The organism is Candidatus Spongiisocius sp. (assembly GCF_965221825.1).
Taxonomy (GTDB): domain Bacteria; phylum Actinomycetota; class Acidimicrobiia; order Spongiisociales; family Spongiisociaceae; genus Spongiisocius.
This window is the reverse complement of sequence record NZ_OZ244917.1, coordinates 864,511-885,182: the sequence shown is the minus strand read 5'-3', so window position 1 is coordinate 885,182 and position 20,672 is coordinate 864,511. Positions and strand designations below refer to the sequence as shown.

17 protein-coding genes are annotated in these 20,672 nt (G+C 67.8%); 8 read left to right on the top strand and 9 right to left on the bottom strand.

Annotation, left to right across the window (positions count from 1 at the left end):
• Nucleotides 1-32 precede the first annotated feature (32 nt).
• The gene (locus tag ACOQPD_RS04160) at nt 33-1,490 is read left to right on the top strand and encodes a leucyl aminopeptidase (protein WP_420613644.1); all 1,458 of its coding nucleotides are present in this window, start codon (nt 33-35) and stop codon (nt 1,488-1,490) included.
• A gap of 93 nt (nt 1,491-1,583) precedes the next feature.
• On the top strand, nt 1,584-2,858 hold the full coding sequence (locus ACOQPD_RS04155; RefSeq protein ID WP_420613643.1) for a sugar transferase: 1,275 nt from the start codon (nt 1,584-1,586) through the stop codon (nt 2,856-2,858).
• On the opposite strand, the gene moeB is transcribed toward ACOQPD_RS04155, so the two are convergent.
• From moeB to ACOQPD_RS04130, 5 genes are all read right to left on the bottom strand, one after another.
• A complete protein-coding gene (moeB, locus tag ACOQPD_RS04150; RefSeq protein ID WP_420613642.1) occupies nt 2,836-4,014 on the bottom strand; it encodes a molybdopterin-synthase adenylyltransferase MoeB in 1,179 nt (392 codons plus the stop codon). The genes ACOQPD_RS04155 and moeB overlap by 23 nt on opposite strands.
• A 42-nt stretch (nt 4,015-4,056) precedes the next feature.
• Nucleotides 4,057-4,734, bottom strand: coding sequence for an SIR2 family NAD-dependent protein deacylase (locus ACOQPD_RS04145; RefSeq protein ID WP_420614345.1), 678 nt, complete (start codon nt 4,732-4,734; stop codon nt 4,057-4,059).
• 64 nt (nt 4,735-4,798) lie between these two features.
• The gene (locus ACOQPD_RS04140) at nt 4,799-5,089 is read right to left on the bottom strand and encodes a HigA family addiction module antitoxin (protein ID WP_420613641.1); all 291 of its coding nucleotides are present in this window, start codon (nt 5,087-5,089) and stop codon (nt 4,799-4,801) included.
• A gap of 318 nt (nt 5,090-5,407) precedes the next feature.
• The gene (locus ACOQPD_RS04135; protein WP_420613640.1) at nt 5,408-5,863 is read right to left on the bottom strand and encodes a hypothetical protein; all 456 of its coding nucleotides are present in this window, start codon (nt 5,861-5,863) and stop codon (nt 5,408-5,410) included.
• Between the two features lie 123 nt (nt 5,864-5,986).
• Entirely contained in the window at nt 5,987-8,464 is a 2,478-nt protein-coding gene (locus ACOQPD_RS04130; RefSeq protein ID WP_420613639.1) for a transglycosylase domain-containing protein, read from the bottom strand.
• A 59-nt stretch (nt 8,465-8,523) separates the two neighbouring features.
• On the opposite strand from ACOQPD_RS04130, the gene ACOQPD_RS04125 reads away from it, so the two are divergent.
• Complete coding sequence (locus ACOQPD_RS04125) at nt 8,524-10,098, top strand: acyl-CoA mutase large subunit family protein (RefSeq protein WP_420613638.1); 1,575 nt, start codon at nt 8,524-8,526, stop codon at nt 10,096-10,098.
• 39 nt (nt 10,099-10,137) lie between these two features.
• Complete coding sequence (locus ACOQPD_RS04120) at nt 10,138-11,502, top strand: dihydrolipoyl dehydrogenase family protein (RefSeq protein WP_420613637.1); 1,365 nt, start codon at nt 10,138-10,140, stop codon at nt 11,500-11,502.
• Nucleotides 11,503-11,857: 355 nt separating this feature from the next.
• On the opposite strand, the gene ACOQPD_RS04115 is transcribed toward ACOQPD_RS04120, so the two are convergent.
• From ACOQPD_RS04115 to ACOQPD_RS04105, 3 genes are all read right to left on the bottom strand, one after another.
• The gene (locus ACOQPD_RS04115; RefSeq protein WP_420613636.1) at nt 11,858-13,132 is read right to left on the bottom strand and encodes an ATP-binding protein; all 1,275 of its coding nucleotides are present in this window, start codon (nt 13,130-13,132) and stop codon (nt 11,858-11,860) included.
• A gap of 190 nt (nt 13,133-13,322) precedes the next feature.
• Nucleotides 13,323-15,083, bottom strand: a complete 1,761-nt coding sequence (locus ACOQPD_RS04110) for an acetyl/propionyl/methylcrotonyl-CoA carboxylase subunit alpha (protein WP_420613635.1) — start codon at nt 15,081-15,083, stop codon at nt 13,323-13,325.
• A gap of 109 nt (nt 15,084-15,192) precedes the next feature.
• On the bottom strand, nt 15,193-16,743 hold the full coding sequence (locus tag ACOQPD_RS04105) for an acyl-CoA carboxylase subunit beta (RefSeq protein WP_420613634.1): 1,551 nt from the start codon (nt 16,741-16,743) through the stop codon (nt 15,193-15,195).
• Between the two features lie 175 nt (nt 16,744-16,918).
• On the opposite strand from ACOQPD_RS04105, the gene ACOQPD_RS04100 reads away from it, so the two are divergent.
• Nucleotides 16,919-17,614, top strand: a complete 696-nt coding sequence (locus tag ACOQPD_RS04100) for a biotin--[acetyl-CoA-carboxylase] ligase (protein ID WP_420613633.1) — start codon at nt 16,919-16,921, stop codon at nt 17,612-17,614.
• Between the two features lie 168 nt (nt 17,615-17,782).
• On the opposite strand, the gene ACOQPD_RS04095 is transcribed toward ACOQPD_RS04100, so the two are convergent.
• Complete coding sequence (locus tag ACOQPD_RS04095; RefSeq protein ID WP_420613632.1) at nt 17,783-18,550, bottom strand: SDR family NAD(P)-dependent oxidoreductase; 768 nt, start codon at nt 18,548-18,550, stop codon at nt 17,783-17,785.
• Nucleotides 18,551-18,696: 146 nt separating this feature from the next.
• Between ACOQPD_RS04095 and ACOQPD_RS04090 the strand changes: the two genes are divergently transcribed.
• From ACOQPD_RS04090 to ACOQPD_RS04080, 3 genes are read left to right on the top strand one after another with little or no spacing between them, the layout of a single operon-like run.
• Nucleotides 18,697-18,897 (top strand): hypothetical protein, encoded by a 201-nt coding sequence (locus tag ACOQPD_RS04090; protein ID WP_420613631.1) that lies wholly within the window; start codon nt 18,697-18,699, stop codon nt 18,895-18,897.
• Nucleotides 18,898-18,940: 43 nt separating this feature from the next.
• Entirely contained in the window at nt 18,941-19,681 is a 741-nt protein-coding gene (locus ACOQPD_RS04085; protein ID WP_420613630.1) for a dienelactone hydrolase family protein, read from the top strand.
• Nucleotides 19,682-19,702: 21 nt separating this feature from the next.
• Nucleotides 19,703-20,626: a TIGR03564 family F420-dependent LLM class oxidoreductase gene (locus ACOQPD_RS04080; protein ID WP_420613629.1), complete on the top strand. Its 924-nt coding sequence runs from the start codon at nt 19,703-19,705 to the stop codon at nt 20,624-20,626.
• Nucleotides 20,627-20,672 lie beyond the last annotated feature (46 nt).

Genomic DNA, 20,672 nt, shown 5'->3' with positions numbered 1-20,672 from the left:
GGCAATTGTCCGCGTCAGAACTGGAGTCGCAGTTGGATATCGAGTTGGTGGAATCGCATGAGGAGGCGGCGTCACGCGCCGGGGTACTCGGCCTCGTCGCCGGTCCCGGCCTTGCCTGGCAGGGCGGTGCGGACGGTTACGTAGCCTCGCTGGGCGCCGGTTTCGAGCGGGCGCTCGAGCGGGTCGGCTTCAAAGGGGATGCCGGCCAGAGTTACTCCTTCGATACCGGGTCGGAGAGTCCGCACACGGTGGTGGCGCTGGGCGTAGGGGAGGACCCGGGTTCGGATACCCTCCGCAGGGCCGCCGGGATCCTGGGCCGGAAGGCATCGAAGGAGGCTTCGGTGGCCATGACGCTGGCCGTGGAGGGGCAGGCGGCGCCCCTGGTGGAGGGATTCCTGCTATCCCAGTACTCCTACGACCGGTTCAGGAGCAAGCCGGAGCCCGCTCGTACCGACTCCCTCCTGCTGGTGGGCGCGGGGGAGAGGTCCGACTGCGAAGCTGGGGCGGTAGTTGCCGACGCGGTTAGTTGGGCGCGTGACCTAGTCAACACCCCGGCCAGGGACAAGGCACCTCTAGAGATTCAACGCCGGGTGGCGGAGATGGCGGAGCGTTCCGGCCTGCGCCTCGAGACGCATGATGTGCCGGACCTCGAGGAGGGCGGCTTTGGTGGGCTGCTGGGCGTGGCGGCCGGCTCGGACCGGGATCCCTGCCTCGTGGAGTTGTGGTACGAGCCGGAGGGCGCCGAGACGTTCGTGGCGCTGGTCGGCAAGGGGATCACCTTCGACTCCGGCGGCCTCAGCATCAAGCCGGCTCAGGCTATGGCCACGATGAAGACCGACATGTCGGGCGCGGCGGCGGTAGTAGGCGCCATGCAGGCCATCGCTCGGCTCCGGCTACCGGTGAAGGTGCTCGGCCTGGCGCCGCTCACCGACAACATGCCCGGATCCCGGGCGACCAAGCCGGGCGACGTGCTCACCACCCGCAACGGCAAGACCATCGAGGTACTCAACACGGATGCCGAGGGGCGGCTGATCCTGGCCGATGCCCTCGCCTACGCGGTCGAGCACGGACCGGACCTGATGGTGGACCTGGCCACCTTGACGGGTGCGTGCAAGGTGGCGCTCGGTGACACCATCGCCGGAGTGATGGGGAACGACGACTCGCTGATCGACCGGATCGAGAAGGCCGGAGAGCAGGCCGGCGAGCGCGTGTGGCGCCTCCCGCTGCCCGAGGAGTACCGCCGCCAGCTCGACACTCCCATGGCCGACATGAAGAACATCGGCGGCCGCTGGGGTGGCGCGCTGACGGCTGCGTTGCTCTTGCAGGAGTTTGTGGGCGACGTCCCCTGGGCACATCTCGACATCGCCGGTCCCGCCCGCTGGACTCGCAACGAGCACTACCAGTCGAAGGGAGGTTCGGGGTTCGGGGTTCGTACCCTGGTCGAGCTGGTGGCCGATCTGGCCGAGCAGGGCTCCGGCACTACGGAATGAGGGGGCCTGCTGCTCGGGAGGGGTGGTTGTGATGGCGCTGCCCGCCCGCCGGCCGGCCTCGTGCTGTCCGGAGCCTTCCCGATAGGTCGGTAGATGCGGCTCAGATTCCTAAGGGCTCAAGCACTGCTGGACGCGGCCACGCTCATCGCGTCGATGGTGGTCGCTTCCTTCATCAGCTTCGATACCCTCTTCCCCTGGCAATTCGAGCCGCAGATCTGGTCGCTCCTGATGATCATGCTCGCCGGCCTGGCCGGGGCCGAATGGGTCGGGTCACGTCTGCTGGTTGGGAGTGCTCCGCGGCCCGGATACGGACGGGCCCTGGCCGTGACCCTCATGGTTCTGGGGACTACCGCGCTGGCGCTGGTCGCCACGCGGGTCTACTTCTCCCGCTCCTTCATCGTATGGACGATGGCCTGTTTCGCGCTGGGCGCGGTCGCCCATCGGGCCTGGCTGCGGCGCCGCCCCTGGACCGAGGAGTTGGTCCTGATCACCGGCGAGCAGGCTCTGGTCGACGACCTCCGGGACGCTCCCCATACCGAGGTCCTAGCCGTGGTCGATCCGGCCACGGAGGAGCGCTTGGAACCGCTCGAGCCGGGGGTGGTGCTGGGGGTCGACCTGAAGGCGGCGCTGTCCCCCCGTCTGGCCCAGTACGTATCCTCTTGCACCCTGGCCGGGATGGACGTGCGGCCCATCTCCCAGGTCTACGAGATGCATACCGGCCGGATGCCCGTGGTGTCGCTGGCGGAGGGATGGGAGCTCTCCACGCCCGTAGTCCGGACCGCTCCCTACCTACCGGGAAAGCGGCTCTTCGACATCCTGGCTGTGCTAGCAACCGCACCTGCCACCCTCGTCCTGGCGGGTGTCACGGCGGCCGTCATCCGTTTCAGCTCGTCCGGGCCGGTGATCTTCCGCCAGGTTCGGGTGGGTCGGGGGGGAGCGCCGTTCACTCAGTACAAGTTCCGCTCCATGTGGCACGATCCCGATCGGCAGGGAGCGTCCTTCACCAGCCGGGACGACGATCGGGTGGTTCCCGCCGCCCGTAACATCCGCCGCTTCCGGCTCGACGAGCTACCCCAGCTGTGGAACGTGCTCAAGGGCGACCTGAGCCTGGTGGGACCGAGACCCGAGCAGGTGGAGTTCGTGGAGCGTTTCGATCGGACCATCCCCTTCTACTCCCAGCGCCATCTCATCAGGCCCGGTGTCACCGGCTGGGCCCAGATCAACCACGGATACGCCGATGGCGAGGCCGGCACAGTAGAGAAGCTGACCTACGACCTGTTCTACGTCAAGCACATGAGCCCGTGGCTCGATCTCGAGATTCTGGGAAGGAGCTTCTGGACTGTCCTCAGCGGTTTCGGGGCGCGCTGACCGACGCCCGGCAGGCCTGGTCGTAGTCCACGATGGGTGGAGGCGAGGCCGGGTCGGCGCAGGAGGGGCAACCCGGGTTCTTGGCGAACCGGAGGATCCGGAACCGGTGGGTGAGGACGTCGAGGGTGAGCAGCCGTCCCGCCAGGCTCTCCCCGATCCCGGTCAACCACTTGATTGCCTCGGCCGCCTGCAGCGTTCCCACCACACCCGGAAGGACGCCCAGCACCCCTGCTTCCTCGCAGTTGGGCGCCAGCTCGGGTGCGGGGGGTTCGGGGAACAGGCACCGGTAACACGGTCCGTTCACGGGATCGAACAGGCTGACCTGTCCCTCGAAACGGAACACCGATCCGTGCGCCACCGGGATCCGCAGGTGGATGGACGCGTCGTTGATCAGGTACCGGGTGGGGAAGTTGTCGGCGCCGTCGACGATGAGGTCGTAGCCGTCCAGGATGTCCAGGGCGTTGGAGGCGCTCAGGCGCTGGTCACGGGTCTCCACCGACACGTCCGGGTTGAGGGCCCGGATGGTGTCACGGGCCGATTCGACCTTGGGGTTACCCACCGTCCGCGTGCTGTGCAGGACCTGGCGTTGCAGGTTGCTGATATCCACCCGGTCATGGTCGACGATGCCCAGGGTTCCCACGCCGGCGGCGGCCAGGTACAGGGCGGCCGGCGAGCCCAGGCCGCCGGCGCCGACGATCATGACCCGGGAGTCGAGCAGCTTGCGCTGGCCGGCTTCCCCGATCTCGGGAAGCCGGATGTGACGGTCGTACCGCTTCATCTGATCGTCAGGGAGGCCGCTGGGTAACTCCCAGGGACCCCCGCGGGCCTTCCATTCCTGGAACCCGCCCGCCAGCGAGTAGGCGGCGGTGTAGCCCATGGTCTGGAGTGTGGACGCCGCCAGCGCCGAGCGGATCCCCGACGCGCAGTAGATCACAAGGGGCTGATCGGTGGGTGGCGACACCAGGTGGATGCTCCCCTCCAGCACCCCGCGGGGGATGTGGTAGGCGCCGGGGATCTTGCCCTGTTCCAGCTCGGGGTCCTCCCGGACGTCGATCAGGATGATCTGGCCGGGGTCGAGCGAGGCCAGCTGGTCGGTCGAGATCTCCCTGATCCGGCGACGGGCCTCGGTGACGAGGTCCATGTAGGAAGCGCCCATACCGGCAGGCTACCCGACCTCCGGCCGGATCGGAGCACCCCGCTATTCGAGGAGTCGGACCAGCCTGGTCATGGTGGGGCCGGCGCCGGCCTCGAGCTTGAGATCGGCGATCCCGTCACCGTCTGTCGGGCCGAGGTTCACGATCACGAACGGCACGCCGCGGCGGGCGGCTGCGAGTGGGATGTCGGCGGCCGGCCAGACCGACAGGGTGGTGCCCACCGCCAGGACAGCGTCGGCGGCCTGCGCCATGGTATACCCCCGGTGCATCTCAGCGGCGGGCATGGCCTGCCCGAACGAGATCACGGTCAGCTTGATGATGCCGCCGCAGCGGGGGCAGTGAGGGTCCTCCTCGCCGCCCTCCACCCGGTCGAACACCGCCTCGGTGGGCCATTCCGCCGGGCACGCCAGGCAGCGCACCTTCCAGACGTTGCCGTGTACCTCGACCAGCAGTTCATCTGCCAGGCCGGCCGCCCGGTGGAGACCGTCGATGTTCTGCGTCACGCAGCCCGCCAACCGACCCATCCGGGCCAACTCGGTTATCGCGAGGTGTCCCTCGTTGGGTCTGGCCTGGCGCAGTGGTGAAGTCGACCACCTGAGCCAGCTCCTCCGGCGGGCGGCGGCGGACTCCAGGTACCGCTCGAAAGTGAAATCATCGGGGTCGACGGTATTCCACAGGCCGTCGGGGCCGCGAAAGTCCGGGATCCCGGACTCGGTCGAGATCCCTGCGCCGGTGAAGACCAGCAGGCGGCTCGACCCTCCCAGCAGGTCGGCGGCCCGCTCGAGGCTAGGTGACGGCGGTGAGACGTTCGACCTCGATCTGGTCGGCGTTCTGCAGTGCTCGGGCGAGGTCGTAGGCGGCCTGGAGTCGGTACCAGGTGTCGGCGCCTCCTCCGAAGGCCTTGTCGAGCCGGATTGCCATCTCGGGCGAGATGCCCGACCGGCAGTTGACGACTTCCGATAGCTGCTTGCGACTAATCCGGAGCTTCTTCGCCGCTTCGGTGACGCTGAGCCCGAGCGGTTCCAGGCAGTTATGTCGTACGGACAATCCGGGATGGGGTGGGTTCTTCATTGCCATGGCGTTCTCTCCTACTTCAGTGGTAGTCGACCAAGTCGACGTCGGTCACGTGGACACCCTGGAACCGGAACACGACGCGCCAGGATCCGCTCGACTTTGGGAACGTGAGCGTGCGGTATGCGGCATCGGTACCCCCCTTTCGTAGAGGAGTTCCAGACCCTCGTGCCAGAAGTGGACGATCACCAGGCAGTGTAACCTGCCACCGCTCAGGTGACAATAGGTTGCGAGGCATGACAGAAGACCTCCCCTGCTGGTTGATCGTGGTCGACCAACCATGGCACCCCCTACAAGAACGAACGCTCAAGGCGTGAACACGCCCTAGTACTCGCCGGGAGGCAACCGGTAATGAACTGAGAGCAGGTCGCGGCGATGCTGCTGTCGCAGTCGCGGGGCGAGACGGCCCACGTGATGGCGTCCGATCGGCGGGAGCAGGGGCCGCACCCACACCGCCCGGCTGTGGAAATGGACCAGGCCTTCCCGGCACAGCACCGAGAGGAAGTTCGGATGCGGGATCTCCGACCGGCGTCTGGCTGCGGTGATCAGGCGCAGGAGCTCCGAAACGGCGTTGGGTCCCAGGGCGGCCGTCCAGTAGGTGAGTACGTAAGGATGGGACGGCTCGACTCCGGGGCAGAGGTGCTCGGGCCAGAGCCGGGGAGTGATCCGGTAGCGCTCCTGCGCCGATACGCGGAGCGCGGCGCCCGGTAACGGCGCGATGTCCGTGGCGACGGGAGGACGTTCGTCTTGACGGACAGTACCGGGCGCTGCGAACCGCATGACCCCAATATGCCACCGAAACTCTATTCTATCAATAGGGTATTTTTAGCGTTCTCAGGATTTTTTCTCACTTTTGACCAAGGATCGAGTTCTATCGAACGATGGAAAAAAGGGTTGATCCCGCTATCTACCGATCACCAGCGAAAGAGCGCCGTCTGTTGCCACCAACTCACCGGCTGACGGCACCGTTAGCAGCACCCGGTCCACCAACTCGGGGTCATCCGCCGGCTGGTACAGGATCTCGATGGACACCGCCGTCCCGGCTGCTTCCTGGGCGATCTGGATGGTTTCCAGCGCCTCCTCCGAACTGAGGCCCTCCAGCGCCGGCACCACCAGGGCGCTGGTCTCGCCGGCGACCCGGATGGTCACGGTCGATCCCTGGTCCACCTCCTGCCCGGCCACGGGATCCGACCCCAGCACGGTCCCCCGAGACTCAGCCGAGAGCACCTCCTCGACCTCCGCCATCAGGTGAGCGCCGAGGACCGCGTCACGAGCCTCGGAAGTTGTCATCCCGGTCACCTCCGGCACCTCGGTGAAGGGAAGTTCGTTGTAGTAGCCGATGCCCAGGCTGCTAGGGAACTCGCCCACCGGGTACTTGGCCAGGGCTACCTCCATGAACTCCTTCCAGATGGGCGCCGGAACCGAACCGCCGAAGACGCGGGTGTAGGTCTCGCCGTTTATCACCACGTTCTCCAGCGAGATCTGCTCGTCCGGGTAGCCCACCCAGACCGCGGTCGTGAAGTTGGGCACGTATCCCACGAACCAGGCGTCCCGGTATGCCTGGTGGGTCCCGGTCTTGCCGGCCTGGGGTACGCCCTCCATGTCCGCCCGCCGGGCCGTGCCGCAGCAGACCACCCGTTCCATCGGCCTCCGGACCGCGGCCGCCAGCACCGGATCGACCGCCTGGGTGGTCCTGACCTTGCGATCGTAGATGACCCTTCCGTCGTCGGCGGTGATCCGGGAGATCAGGTACGGCTCGGCGTGGACGCCGTTGGTAGCGAAGGTGCTGTAGGCGGAGGCCATCTCGAGCGGGCTCACCACGCCGGCGCCGAGCGCGAGGGAGTAGACCTCCTCCAGGTCCGAGGTGATACCCATCTTGTGGGCGGTGCGGATGATCGCCGGAGGCCCGACGAGGACGGAGAGCTGGGCGTAGACCGTGTTCACCGACCGCTCGGTGGCCTGCGCCACGGTGAGCAGGTCGTCCACCGAGCCCGCGTTGCGCACAGTCCACACGTAACCGCCGTCAGGACCGCACGGGTCCTCGCACTCGATCTCCAGGGGGCTGCGGGCATCCCAGTAGGACTGGAGGCTCCCGCCGGCCTCGAGGTAGGCGACCAACACGAAGGGCTTGAAGGCCGAGCCCGGGTTGCGGCGGCCCTGGATAACCAGATCGAACTGCTCCTGCTCGAACGGCAGGCCGGACGACATCGCCAGGACCGCCCCGGTGTGGTTCTCGACCATGGCGATCGCCCCTGTCGGCGCCCCCCGGGTGTCGGTGCTGTCCTCTTCAGCGAGCGGCAGCCATGATCGCAGGATCCGGTTGGCCGCACTCTGGAGATCCAGGTCAACTGTTACGTAGACGTTGAGCCCGCCTCCTCCCTCGCAGTCCTCCTCGTGGGCCGGGCATCCGAAGAGGGCCTGGCGTCGCTCTGCGTTGGTGAACCCCAAGTGCTCGTCGAACTCCCTGTCGTTGAGGATCTGGCGGCGCACCTCGGCCACCACGTGCTCGGCCGGGCTCGTGAACGGTTCAGGCTGCTGGATCAGGAACGGCGCCTCCTTGGCCGCGGCGGCCGCCTCGTAGCTGATATCCCCGGCCGCGGCCATGGCGTCGATCACGTCGTTACGCCTGTCCTCGGCTCGCTCGGGCTGGCGACGGGGGTCGTAGAGGGTGGGGTTGCGGATGGTGACGGCCAGGGTGGCCGACTCGGCGATGGTGAGGTCGGTGAGTTCCTCCTTGCCGAAGTACTCGCGGGCGGCGGCCGCCACCCCGTATGCCGACCAGCCGAAGTAGACCGAGTTCATGTAGAACTGGAGTATCTCCTGCTTGGTGTGCCGCTGCTCGAGTTCGATGGCGTAGAGGGCCTCCAGGATCTTGCGCTGGATGGTCTGCTCGTCGCCGACGATGTTGTTCTTGACCACCTGCTGGGTGATGGTCGAACCGCCCCGGCGATCCACCCCGGTTATGTGGTCGCGTATCGCACTGGCAATGGCGGTGAAGTCGACTCCCTGGTGGTCGAAGTAGTCTCCGTCCTCGGCGGCCAGTATGGCGTTGACGAGGGTCTCGGGAACATCGACGAAGCGGACGGGTTCGGAGATGCGCCCGGCGTGCAGCTCGGCCAGCAGGGTCCCGTCCTCGGTGTACACGTGGGACACCCGGGACAGGTCGGGGAACGCCAGCAGGGTCGGTTCGGTCTCGATCTGGGGAAGCCACCGGTCCAGGAGCCGGTCGAAGGTGGCGTAGGCGGCATTGACGCCGAGGAAGCCGAAGAGCCCGATCCAGGTGGCGACGATCATGGCTATAGCCACGCTCAGCACCAGAGCGAGCGACCACCGGCGCTTCAGCTCGCCCCGCTCGACTTCATGGATGTTCGGGCCGGTCACGACGGACTTTCGTGGTCAGTAGGATGCCGGGTCATCGGCTAGCCAGGATACCCCTGCTCTTGTCCAATACTCCGGCACCGCCGCGGCGCGCCACCTCCAGCGATCTGGAGATCGATGTGGTCTACGGCCCGGAGCCTCACGGCGACCTCGGCGATCCCGGATGCTTCCCTTTTGCCCGCGGTCCCTACCCGACCATGTACCGGGGCCGGCCCTGGACCATCCGCCAGTACGCCGGGTTCGGCACCGCCCGGCAGACCAACCGGCGCTTCAAGAAGCTCCTCGCCGCCGGACAGACCGGTATCTCCACCGCCTTCGACCTTCCCACCCAGATGGGGATCGACTCGGACGAGCCGCCGGCGGCGGGCGAGGTCGGCAAGGTGGGGGTGGCGATCGACAGCCTGGCCGACATGCGGGTTCTTCTCGACGGGTTGCCGCTTGGGGAGGTGACCACCTCGATGACGATCAACGCCACGGCGCCCGTGCTGCTGCTGCTTTACCAGTTGGTGGCCGAAGAGCAGGGCACGCCGCCGGAGCGGATCCGGGGGACCGTACAGAACGACATCCTGAAGGAATACATCGCGCGGGGGACCTACATCTACCCGCCCAAGACGTCGATGCGGCTGGTCACCGATCTGTTCGCCTACTGCGGCCGGGAGCTTCCCTCCTGGAACACGATCTCCATCAGCGGTTACCACATCCGCGAGGCCGGTGCCACGGCGGCCCAGGAGATCGCCTTGACGCTTGCCAACGGCATCGCCTACGTGGAGGCCGCCATCGAGGCCGGCCTCGAGGTGGAGCGGTTCGCCCCCCGGCTGTCGTTCTTCTGGAACTCGCACAACCACCTGTTCGAGGAGGCGGCCAAGTTCCGGGCCGCCCGGCGCATGTGGGCATTCATCATGCGAGAGCGCTTCGGCGCCACCGGCCCTGCCGCCCAGCGGATGCGGTTCCACACCCAGACGGCCGGTTCCACGCTCACCGCCCAGCAACCCGAGAACAACATCGTCCGCACCACCGTCCAGGCGCTGGCGGCCACGATGGGGGGTACCCAGTCACTCCACACCAACGCATTCGACGAGGCGCTCGGACTGCCCACCGAACGCTCTGCCACCATCGCCCTCCGCACCCAGCAGATCCTGGCCGCGGAATCGGGCGTGGCCGACACCGTGGACCCGTTGGCCGGTTCCTACTACGTGGAGAGCCTCACCGACCGGCTGGAGGAAGCGGCCGGGCGGATCATCGACGAGATCGATCGGCTGGGCGGGGCGGTGGCCGCGATCGAGCAGGGCTTCCCGCAGCGCGAGATCGAAGACGCCTCCTACCGGGCCTCGATACGGGTCGAGAGGGGGGAGGACACGGTGGTCGGAGTCAACCGGTTCACCGATGATGCCGGCGTGACGGTGCAGGCCCTGAGCGTCGATCCGACCGTTGAGGCCGACCAACGATCGATGGTGCGTGAGTGGCGAGCCGACCGCGACCGGCGGGCGGTGGACCGATCGCTGGAGCGGTTGTCGGAGACGGCACGTGGAACCGGCAATATCATGTATCCGATGAAGGATGCGCTGGCCGCAGGCGCCACGCTGGGCGAAGTCTCGGATGCTCTGCGGCAGGTCTTCGGCGTTCACCGCGCCCGGTAACGGGGCTCGGGTTCCGATAGGAAGTATGGAGGCAGGCGGATGAATCGTGAGGACGCATCACTACGTTTCCTGATAATCGGGGCCGGGCCTGCCGGCACGGCGGCGGCCACCACCTCCTCCGCCCTGGGGGCCGATGTGGTCCTCGTGGAGGATTCGGTGGTGGGCGGCGCCGCCCATCTCCGGGACTGCATCCCGTCGAAGGCGATGGCCGCCCAGTCCATCCGGATGAAGGCGATACACAACGCGGCGGACCTGGGAATCGTGGGCCCGGGCGCCGGGGTGGACCTCGGCCGCCTGGCCGACCGGATACAGGCGATAACGAGAACCATCTCGGACCGCTCCGTCGAGCTGCTCGAGAGCCAGGGTATCGAGATCGTCCACGGTCGCGGACGGTTCACGGGTCCCAACCTGGCGGTTGCGACGGCTGACGAGATCGAGAGGGTCATTCCCTTCGACGCCGCACTGGTCTCCACGGGATCGCGACCCCGCGTCCCGGATTGGGCGACAGTGGACGGTGAGCGCATCCTGACGACCCGCCATGTCTACGACCTGCCCGCTCCACCCGAGCATGTGGTGGTGATCGGGTCGGGCGTGACCGGGGTGGAGATGGTCCACATCTTCGAGAGCCTCGGATCGGAAGTGTCGCTCCTGGTGAGCCGCCACCATGTCCTCCCGCACCGTGACGCCGAAGTGGCCGCAGCGCTCGAAGCCGACTTCCTGGAGCGGGGCGTGAGCCTGCTGAAGGGCGCCCGGGCGGTGGGGATCGACCGGACCGCGGACGGTGTGACGGTCCATGTCGAGGACGGTCGCCGGGTCGATGGGAGCCACGCCCTGCTGGCGGTGGGCGCCATGCCGATGACCGAGGGACTGGGCCTCGAAGAGGTCGGCGTCAAGACCGACCAGGGTTACATCGTGGTGGATGAGTACCAGCGCACCTCGGTTCCCCACATATACGCGGCGGGCGACGTCACCGGCCAGATGCTCCTGTCGTCGGTCGCCAACCAGCAGGGACGGAACCTGGCAAGGCATGTCGTGGGCCATCCCGGCCAGTCCATCGACTACGCCAACGTGGCCCAGGCCATCTTCACCGAGCCCGAGATCGCCTCCGTCGGCCTGGAGGAGGCCGACGCCGCGGCGGAGGGCCGCAAGGTCCGCATCACCAAGGTGCCCTTCACCGCCAACCCCCGCAGCCTCATCCACGGGAGCACCGGAGGCTTCGCCAAGGTGGTCTCGGATCCGGCCACCCGGGTGGTGCTGGGCGGGACCATCGTCGGCCATAGGGCATCGGAGCTGATCGGAATCCTGGCCCTGGCTACCCGCGGAAGGATCAAGGTACAGACCCTGCGGGAGACCCTCATGGTGCATCCCACCCTCTCGGAGTCCATCTCCGACGCCGGCGACTAGCTCGGTCCCGGTCCCACCAATTCCGCGCCTAGGAACGTCAGCCGGAGTTGGACCACCTCCGGATCGGTAGCCCGGACGTACCGAACCCCCAGATAACCACCGGTGGGTTGTTCGCGTGGTTACGGTCTTGCGGGGGTGGTTTTGCGGTGGGTGGGTCCGGTTTCCGCCAAAAAACCGGAATTGCTTTCGAGATTCTGTTCGCTCTTCGCGACTCGCGGTTTCGCGCGTTCCGGCCTGTCGTCTCGGTAGGAAACGGCGCCGACGGGGCTAATTGTGCCCGTATGAGGGGTCCGGCACAGCGCCGCGGGGCTTGGCTGTGGAGCTGTGAGGCGGGCTCGATCGGGGACGGCCCGGCTCAGGCGGTGAGGAGGCCGGCCGGGATCACACCTATGCCGTCGCGGCGCCGGTAGGCCTCGCGGCCGGTGGTGATGACCGCCGCGTCGAGTAGGTTGGGGCCGATCCGACCGGCCAGCCAGCGGAGATGCCTCACGTCGTTGCCGTCGATCAGAGCCGAGAGCTTCACCTCGAGCGCCACGACCCGGCCGTCGGCCCTCTCCACGATGAGGTCGATCTCTCGCTCGCCGGCCCGGGTCCGTAAGTGCGAGACCCGGGCCTCGTTGGCCTGCGCGTAGACCCGCACCGACAGCGTGACGAGAGACTCGAACAGGGCGCCGAGCAGCGTGCCGTCCCTGGGCATGGCGGGGCCGGCGTCGACTCCGTCGACCAGGGCGTCCGCGTCCACGCCGAGCAGGCACGCGGCCAGGGCGGAGTCGGCGAGCTGGTGAACGGGGGAGGCGGCCAGGCGTGTGAGCCGGTTCCTGGTGGGGAGCCAGGCCGGCACTTCCTCGATCATCCAGAGCTGCTCCAGGATGCGGCGGTAGGCGATCGTGGTCGATCTGGCCGGTTTGTCCGGTTCTCCCGGCGTGGCGGCGTCGCGGATGGTGGCGTAGGACGCCGAGGTGGAGGTTGCGGCCGCGAACGCGGTCATCCAACTCCGCAGCGACCGGCGGTCGCGGACGCTGCGGCCGAGGTAGCTGAAGTCGTGCTCGACGATGCGATCGATATACCCGTCGAGCTGGGCCCGGAGCAAGCGGGGAGAGAGGGTTCGCATCGCGGGGAAGCCCGACCGGACTATCTCGTCGGCGTAGTCGGTCAGGCGCATGTCCGAGCTGCCCCCCAGTGACGGTCTCCGGCCGCGGAGCAGGCCCGAGAGGCTGACGGTCGCCTCTCCCGGGCGGCGCTCGGCCAGAGACAGGGGCCGCATCCTCACGGTCACGATCCTCCCCGCGCCCGAGTGGGTCGGGGCCTCCGCAGGTGCGGCCGAACCGGTCAGCAGGAACCGCCCGGCGGCCGGATCGCGGTCCACGGCTCGCCGGACCAGATCCCAGGAGTGCGGCATGCGCTGCCACTCGTCGATCAGGATCGGAGGCTCGCCGGTCACGACGCGCTCGGGCTCGGCCCTGATGATCTGTTGATGCCTGGCGTCGTCGAGGCGATGAACGGTCCCGGCCCGCCGCAGCGCGGTCTCGGTCTTGCCCACCGCCCTCGGGCCCTCGATGGATATCGCCGGCAATCCGGCAACCAGTTCGTCCAACTCACCGTCGACGATCCTGGCGATGTACCTGTCCACGGAACCTACGATACAGATTGGAAGGCTTCTACGCTACTGATTGGATGATGATTGTGATTCCGATTGGAGAACGCCTGCCACTGCCCCGAGGCGTCATCAGCCACGAGGCCAACATCAACGCCCTGGCGCCGGGCCGGTATCACGCCCGGCTGGGTTGTGTTGAGACTCAGCAAGGCGACTCCTCACCTTGCTAGCGGATGATGGCTACTACCTCGTTGGTGCGGACGGTGTCGCCGGGCTGGACCTTCAGTTCCACCAATTCCCCGTCCATGGGGCTCTTGATCTCGTTCTCCATCTTCATGGCCTCGAGGACGCAGATCTGCTGATCTGTAGTCACCCGGTCGCCCGCCTTGACCGACACCTTGACGATGGTGCCCTGCATGGGTGACAGCACCATGCCGGGTTCGGTGGACGCCCGCCCTCCGGTAGTCCTGCGCTGGGGTGGCCGCCGCATCGGGCGATCCCCGGCCGGATGCTGGACCGCGGGAGGCCAGAAGGTCACTTCGAACTTCCGCCCGCCCACCTCTACGGTCATCTCGCGGCCCGGTCCCGGATCCTCGGTGGGTTGGGCCTCGCCCCGGTCGAACGGCTCGGGGTCGAGCATCAGCTCCTCTTCGGCGAACCGGGTGTGGGCCTCCCCGGCGACGAAGACCGGGTGGGACAACACCGCCCGGTGGGCCGGAATGGTGGTCGCCACGCCCGCCACGCGGTACTCGTCCAGGGCCCGTTCGGCCCGGGCTATCGCGGCTTCCCGGGTCCGGCCCCACACCACCAGCTTGGCCAGCAGGTTGTCGTAGTACTGGCTGACCGAGGTGCCCGGGGTGATCCACGAGTCCACGCGCACGCCCGGCCCGCCGGGCTCCTGGTACTCGGTCACGGTCCCGGGCGAGGGGCGGAACCGGTCGGCGGGATCCTCGGCGTTGATGCGTAGCTCGATGGCGTGCCCGACCACCGGTACTTCATCGAAGGAGAGCGGATGGCCGTCGGCGATGGCCAACTGCTCGGCCACCAGGTCGAGTCCGGTCACCATCTCGGTCACCGTGTGCTCGACCTGGAGGCGGGTGTTCATCTCGAGGAAATAGAAGGTTCCGTCGGGCCGGACCAGGAACTCGACGGTGCCGGCGTTGGCATAGTCACAGGCCTCGGCGATGGCGAGCGCGGCCTCGCCGAGCGCCGTCCGGCCTTCGGGGGTGAGCAGCGTGGAGGGCGCCTCCTCGATGAGCTTCTGGTGACGGCGCTGCACGGAGCAGTCCCGTTCACCGAGAAAGCGGGCGTTGCCGTGCCGGTCCACGATGATCTGGGCCTCGATGTGGCGCGCCCGGTCGAGGTAGGCCTCGAGGTAGACCGCCGGGTTGCCGAAGTACGCCTCCGCCTCCCGCCGGGCGCCCTCGATGGCGCTGCCGAGTTCCTTGCGGTTGGCGGCGACCCGCAGACCCTTGCCCCCGCCGCCGTGGGAGGCCTTCACCGCGATCGGGTAGCCGATTCGCGAGGCGATCCGGGCGGCCTCCTTCGAGCTGTGGACAGCCTCGGTGGTCCCCGGAACCGGCGCCACCCCGGCCCCCTCCGCGGTCTGCCGCGACCTGATCTTGTCGCCCATCAGCTCGATGGCGCGGGCCGGCGGCCCCACCCAGGTGATGCCCGCATCCTCCACCATGCGCGCGAAGCCGGCGTTCTCGGACAGGAACCCGTAGCCGGGATGGATAGCGTCAGCGCCCGACTGTCTGGCGACATCGAGGATGCGCCGGGCGTTCAAGTACGACTCCGAGGCGGGAGGACCGCCGATGTTCCAGGCCTCGTCGGCCAGGTCGACATGCAGGGCGTCCCGGTCCAGTTCCGAGTACACCGCGATCGTCCGCAACCCCAGTTCGGCGGCGGTCCGGATCACCCGTACCGCTATCTCCCCCCGGTTGGCGACCAGGAGGGAGTCCATGCTCAGGCTCTGCGTCGGCACGAGGGTCTCAGGAGGGTGCTGAAAAAGATGGGGATGGCTTGGCCCGCGGTGCTGTGATCAGGGGTCTATTGCTGGACATCGGGCCAACGGGACATTTTCCAGTACCCTCCTAGAGCGGGATGTTGCCGTGCTTCTTGGGTGGAAGCGAGTCACGCTTGTCGCGCAGCATGTCGAACGCCTTTATGAGAAGCACCCTGGTCTCTCGGGGTTCGATGACGCTGTCCACCAGGCCCAGTTCGGAAGCCACGTAGGGGTTGGCGAAGCGGTCCTCGTACTCCTCGACCAGATCGTCCCGCCTGGCATCGGGGTCGGCGGCGGTGGCGATCTCCTTGCGATGGATGATGTTGACCGCCCCCTGGGCGCCCATCACCGCGATCTCGGCCGACGGCCAGGCGTAGACCAGGTCGGCGCCCACGCCGCGCGCGTTCATGACCAGGTAGGCGCCTCCGTAGGACTTGCGGGTGATCACGGTCACCCTGGGAACGGTGGCCTCGCAATATGCGTAGAGCAGCTTGGCGCCGTGGCGGATGATGCCGCCGTGCTCCTGCTCCACACCCGGCAGGAATCCGGGCACGTCCACGAACGTGATGATCGGAATGTTGAAGGCATCGCACATCCGTACGAACCGGGCCGCCTTCTGTGACGCTCCGATGTCGAGCGTCCCGGCCAGATGGCTCGGCTGGTTGGCCACGATGCCCATGGAGTGGCCGTTGAGGCGGGCCAGTCCCACCACGATGTTGCGGGCCCAGTGCTCGTGAACCTGGTAGAACTCGCCCGCGTCCACCACCGATTCGATGATCTCCACCATGTCGTAGGGCTGGTTGGGCGAGTCGGGAATGATCGAGTCGAGATGGTCGTCCGCCCGGTCCGGAGAGTCGTCAGGCGGGAAGTAGGGGGGCGGCGTCATGTTGTTCTGGGGGAGGAACGACAGAAGGTAGCGGACGTCGTCCAGGGCGTCTGCGCCGGAGTCGGAGACGAAGTGCGTGACCCCCGAGGTGGAGGCGTGAGTGTTGGCGCCGCCCAGGTCCTCGAAGGTGACCTCCTCGCCGGTGACGGCCTTGATCACGTCCGGTCCGGTGATGAACATGTGGCTGGTGCCGTCCACCTGGTAGACGAAATCGGTGATGGCGGGGGAGTAGACCGCTCCGCCAGCGCACGGACCCATGATGACCGACACCTGGGGGATCACCCCCGACGCCATCACGTTGCGGTAGAAGATCCTCCCGTAGCCGTCCAGCGACTGCACGCCTTCCTGGATGCGCGCCCCGCCGGAGTCCTTCAGCCCGACCACCGGCGCACCGACCTTCATGGCCATGTCCATCACCTTGGTGATCTTGTCGGCCACCGCCTTACCGAGGCTCCCGCCGAAAACGGTGAAGTCCTCGGCGAAGACAAAGACGGTCCGGCCGTTGACGGTTCCATAGCCGGTTACCACCGCATCCCCGAGCGGTCGCCGGTCCTCGAGTCCGAATCCACGCGACTGGTGCCGGACGAAGGTGTCGATCTCCTGGAAGCTCCCCTGGTCGAGCAGGAGAGCGATCCGCTCCCGGGCGGTCAGCTTGCCCTTCTCGCGCTGGCGGTCCACCGCGCGCCGGGATCCTCCGCCCTCAGCCTGGCGGCGGAGCTCTCGAAGCTGGTCGATGCGCTGTTCGGTTCCCAAAGTCGTCCGGCTTTCTGTGGTCGGCCTGCGGATACGGCGGCGCTCAAGGTTAGGCGTTACGTCCTCTCGTAACGATTCTCCGGGGCCGGGACACGGACGCGTCACCATCCGGCCCTGGGCCCATGCCCGGGCGCTTATCCTTCGAACTCGACCCTTAGACCCTTACCGGCTGCCGATGGCTACACCGTACGAGAAGCTGATACTTGACCGGACCACCTCCACCCAGGACGAGGTGTGGGCCCGGTCCGAATCCGTGCCCCTCCTGGTGGTGGCGCGGTCCCAGACCCGGGGGAGGGGGCGCTCGGGGGCCCGGTGGTCGAACGCGCCGAGAGCACTGGCGGCTTCCCTTGGATTCCGGCCGCACTGGCCCCCTTCCTCATGGCCGCGGCTGACGCTGGTGGCCGGCGTGGCGGCCCTGCGAGCGCTGGGCGATCCGGCGCGGGACGTCACGCTCAAATGGCCCAACGACCTGGTGCGCGGGCCGCTGAAGGTGGGCGGGCTCCTCACCGAGGCTTCGGGCGACACGGTGGTGGCGGGTTGGGGCGCCAACCTGTTCTGGCCCGACGCTCCGGGCGGCACGGGTGCTCTGCTCGACTCCGATCCCGGCCCGGAGGCGGGGGCGGACATAGCGGAGCGGTGGGCCGAGGAGTTGCTTTCGCTGCTGGCCCGCGAGCCGGATGATTGGCCCCGCGACGAATACCGTCGACGCTGCTCCACACTCGGGCGCGCGGTCACATGGGTTCCCGACGGCACGGGGACGGCGGTCGATATCTCACCGGACGGGGGCTTGGTGGTGGACACGGATACCGGCTTGCGGACGCTGACCTCGGCGGCGGTCACCGAGGTGCGAGACCGCGGGCTCAGCCGTTAACCATCCACTGGCTCCGATTGACGGCGGTCCGACTTGTCTGGCCTGGGTCATGACGGTCGGATGACGACGACGCCCCGTGCCATCGCCGCCAACGGCGACACCCCGGCCCCGGTTGCCCCGCTTGCGCTCCGGCGCGCTGAACCGGTAGGAGTCTCCGAGCAGGTTCGGCTACTGGGCGGTTCTGCCGCCGTCCACCGGGAGGATGGCGCCGGTGACGAAGGCGGCGTCGTCCGACGCCAGGAACAGCGCGGCGCCGGCGATCTCCAGCGGTGTTCCGAGGCGCCCGATCGGGTGCTTGGCGGCCGTGAGCTCCAGTCCCCGCTCGAGGCTGCCATTCCCTTGAAGACGCATGAGCGGCTCCATGACCGGCGTGTGGACGGCGCCAGGGCAGAGGGCGTTCACCCTGATCCCCACCGGAGCGAGATCGATCGCCATGGCGCGGGTCAGGGAGACCACCGCACCCTTGGCGGCGCTGTATGCGGAGAAGTTCGCCATCCCGGCCAGGGCGGCCACGGATGCCTGGTTGATGATCGATCCGCCGCCCGTGGCCTTCAGGTGGGGGATGGCGGCCCGAGAGGTTAGGTAGACGCCCTTGACGTTGACGGCGAAGCACCTGTCCCAGTCATCCTCGTCCGTATCCAGAACCGACCCGGACGGTGCTACACCGGCGTTGTTGAAGACGATGTCGAGGCGGCCGAGGAGCCGGGCTGAGCGGGCCACGGCTCGGGACATCTCGTCCGGCGACGACACGTCGGCCACCACCGCATGGGCCTCCGCGCCCGTGGCCGAGATGGCTGAAGCGGCAGCTTCGGCGGCCGGGCCGTCGCGATCGAGTATCGCAACTCCGGCGCCCTCGCCGGCGAAGAGTTCGGCGGTGGCCCGGCCGATGCCCGACCCGGCGCCGGTAATGAGAGCGGTGCGTCCTTGGAGTCTCATGACGGTTCATCCTACGTTCCTTTCCGATGGCTCGCGGCGGCTGCCATCGCCCCCGAGACGAGCAGGATCGGAGTCCACGCCAGGCCGCGGGTCCGACCCGGCGCCGCCATGAACACCAATGCCGCCGCGCCGCGAGGAAACCCCCGATGCGGAGCGTCGGCATGTCGTGCCCGACGAGGCCGACCGGCATCATGGTGATGGAGACCTCCAGAAGACGGTGTGCGATGGACGGGGGTTTGGTGGCGGAGGCGGACACGGACACGGGCCTGCGGACGCTGACCTCGGCGGCGGTCACGGAACTGCTTGACCATGGGTTCAGCCGTGTGCCTCCCACTGGCTACGATTGAGAGCCGTTCGACGTGTCTGCCCGTGGTCCTTACAGGAGGTGGTGTGGCGGTTCTCCAGCATGAGGGAACGATCGAGATTCTCTATCGTGACTTCGCGATGCCGTCCGGGGCCGGGTTCACCACCGGTTACCTGTCCCGTCCGGACCGGATCGGCGACTACCCGCTGGTGGTGTTGCTGCCCCCGCTCCACGGGATAACGCCCTTCGTCAAGGATCTTGCCCGCCGGCTGGCGCGTAACTGTTACGCCGTCCTCGTCCCCGACCTGACCCGGGGCGCTCATCCCGGCCCCAAGGCGCAGTTCGAGGAGTTGGTCGCCACCTACCACGGGGTCCGGGACAGCCGCGCCCTGGCGGACATCGACGATGCGGTGGCCTTCGCGTTCGCAGATCCGGCCGGTTGGGCCCGTCCCGGCAAGATCGGCGTGGTGGGGATCGACGTGGGGGGCCGGTTCGCCATCATCTATTCGGCGCACCGGCAGCGGGCGGTGGGGGCGCTCTGCGTGGCGTATGCGCCGCTGGCCGGCGATGAGGAAAGGCGCCTGCCGGTAGTCGAGGCCTTGGAGATGCTTCCCATGCCGGTCCTGGGCCTTTACGGGGCGGACGACGATCTGGTGCCCGCCGCCGGAGTTGACGAGGCCCAGCGGCTCAACCCGCACGGCAGGTGGATCCTCTACGAGGGCGTAGGTCATGACTACCTGGATGACGATGCCGACTCGTACCATCCCGCCGCCACGAGTGACACCCTGGCCCGATTGCTGGACCTGCTGGCCGCCACGCTCGGGTAGCCCGACCGATTGGACGCACCGATGCGTATCTCGATTCTCATGGGCGGTGAGCCGGTAGGCATGTTCAAGGCCCCGGAGGAAGTGGTCGCCGAAGCGGTCTCCGCCGAGGAGGATGGGTTCAGCTCGGCGTGGTGTATCCACTTCAGCCGTGGCATCGACTCGATGACCATGCTGGCCGCAGCGGCGCAGCGGACCTCGCGCATCGAGCTCGGGGTGGGGGTGGTTCCCACCTATCCCCGCCATCCGGTCGCACTGGCCCAGTCCGCCGCCACGGTCCAGTCCCTGTCGGGCGGACGCTTCGTGCTCGGGGTGGGCGTATCGCATCGCCCTGTCATCGAGGGGATGCACGGTCTCGACTATTCGAGCCAGGTAGGGCACCTCCGCGAGTACCTGACCGTCCTGGACGGGCTGCTCCGCGAGGGCAGTACCAGCTTCGCCGGGGATCACTACCGGGTCGAGGCGGCGATAACGGTGCCGGGGACGTCCCGCGTGCCGGTGATCGTCGGGGCGTTGGGGCCCGCGATGTGTCGGCTGGGCGGGGAGCTGGCCGATGGGGTCACCACCTGGCTGGCCGGACCCAAGTCCCTGGAGGAAGTGGTGCTACCAGCCGTCTCTGAGGGTGCGGAAGCGGCAGGGAAGCCTTCGCCCCGCGTGGTAGCGGGGATCCCGGTGGCGGTTGACGGGGATCGGGACCGAGCCGAGGCAGCGGCTAACCGGACGTTCGGCATGTACGGAAATCTCGTCAACTACCAGCGACTGTTCGTTCGCGAAGGGGTGGATGGACCGGCGGATTCGGTCATCACCGGCAATGCACGGACCGTCCGATCGCGCATCCAGGCGCTGTTCGATGCGGGCGCCACTGACGTGTGGGCGGTGCCGTTCGACACCGGAACCGGAACCGGAACCACCCGCGATCTGCTCGCGGACCTCGTGAATCAGGCCTAAGTGGCAGTCGACAATTTTAGTTACCTGTAGCAACTAGCAACTAGCA

What these genes read in the sequence shown, in the direction of transcription:
- ACOQPD_RS04155 (WP_420613643.1), top strand. Translation starts at nt 1,584, where the DNA reads ATGCGGCTCAGATTCCTAAGGGCTCAAGCACTGCTGGACGCGGCCACG.
- moeB (WP_420613642.1), bottom strand. Translation starts at nt 4,014, where the DNA reads ATGGGCGCTTCCTACATGGACCTCGTCACCGAGGCCCGTCGCCGGATC.
- ACOQPD_RS04140 (WP_420613641.1), bottom strand. Translation starts at nt 5,089, where the DNA reads ATGGCAATGAAGAACCCACCCCATCCCGGATTGTCCGTACGACATAAC.
- ACOQPD_RS04135 (WP_420613640.1), bottom strand. Translation starts at nt 5,863, where the DNA reads ATGCGGTTCGCAGCGCCCGGTACTGTCCGTCAAGACGAACGTCCTCCC.
- ACOQPD_RS04120 (WP_420613637.1), top strand. Translation starts at nt 10,138, where the DNA reads ATGAATCGTGAGGACGCATCACTACGTTTCCTGATAATCGGGGCCGGG.
- ACOQPD_RS04100 (WP_420613633.1), top strand. Translation starts at nt 16,919, where the DNA reads ATGGCTACACCGTACGAGAAGCTGATACTTGACCGGACCACCTCCACC.
- ACOQPD_RS04095 (WP_420613632.1), bottom strand. Translation starts at nt 18,550, where the DNA reads ATGAGACTCCAAGGACGCACCGCTCTCATTACCGGCGCCGGGTCGGGC.
- ACOQPD_RS04090 (WP_420613631.1), top strand. Translation starts at nt 18,697, where the DNA reads ATGCGGAGCGTCGGCATGTCGTGCCCGACGAGGCCGACCGGCATCATG.
- ACOQPD_RS04080 (WP_420613629.1), top strand. Translation starts at nt 19,703, where the DNA reads ATGCGTATCTCGATTCTCATGGGCGGTGAGCCGGTAGGCATGTTCAAG.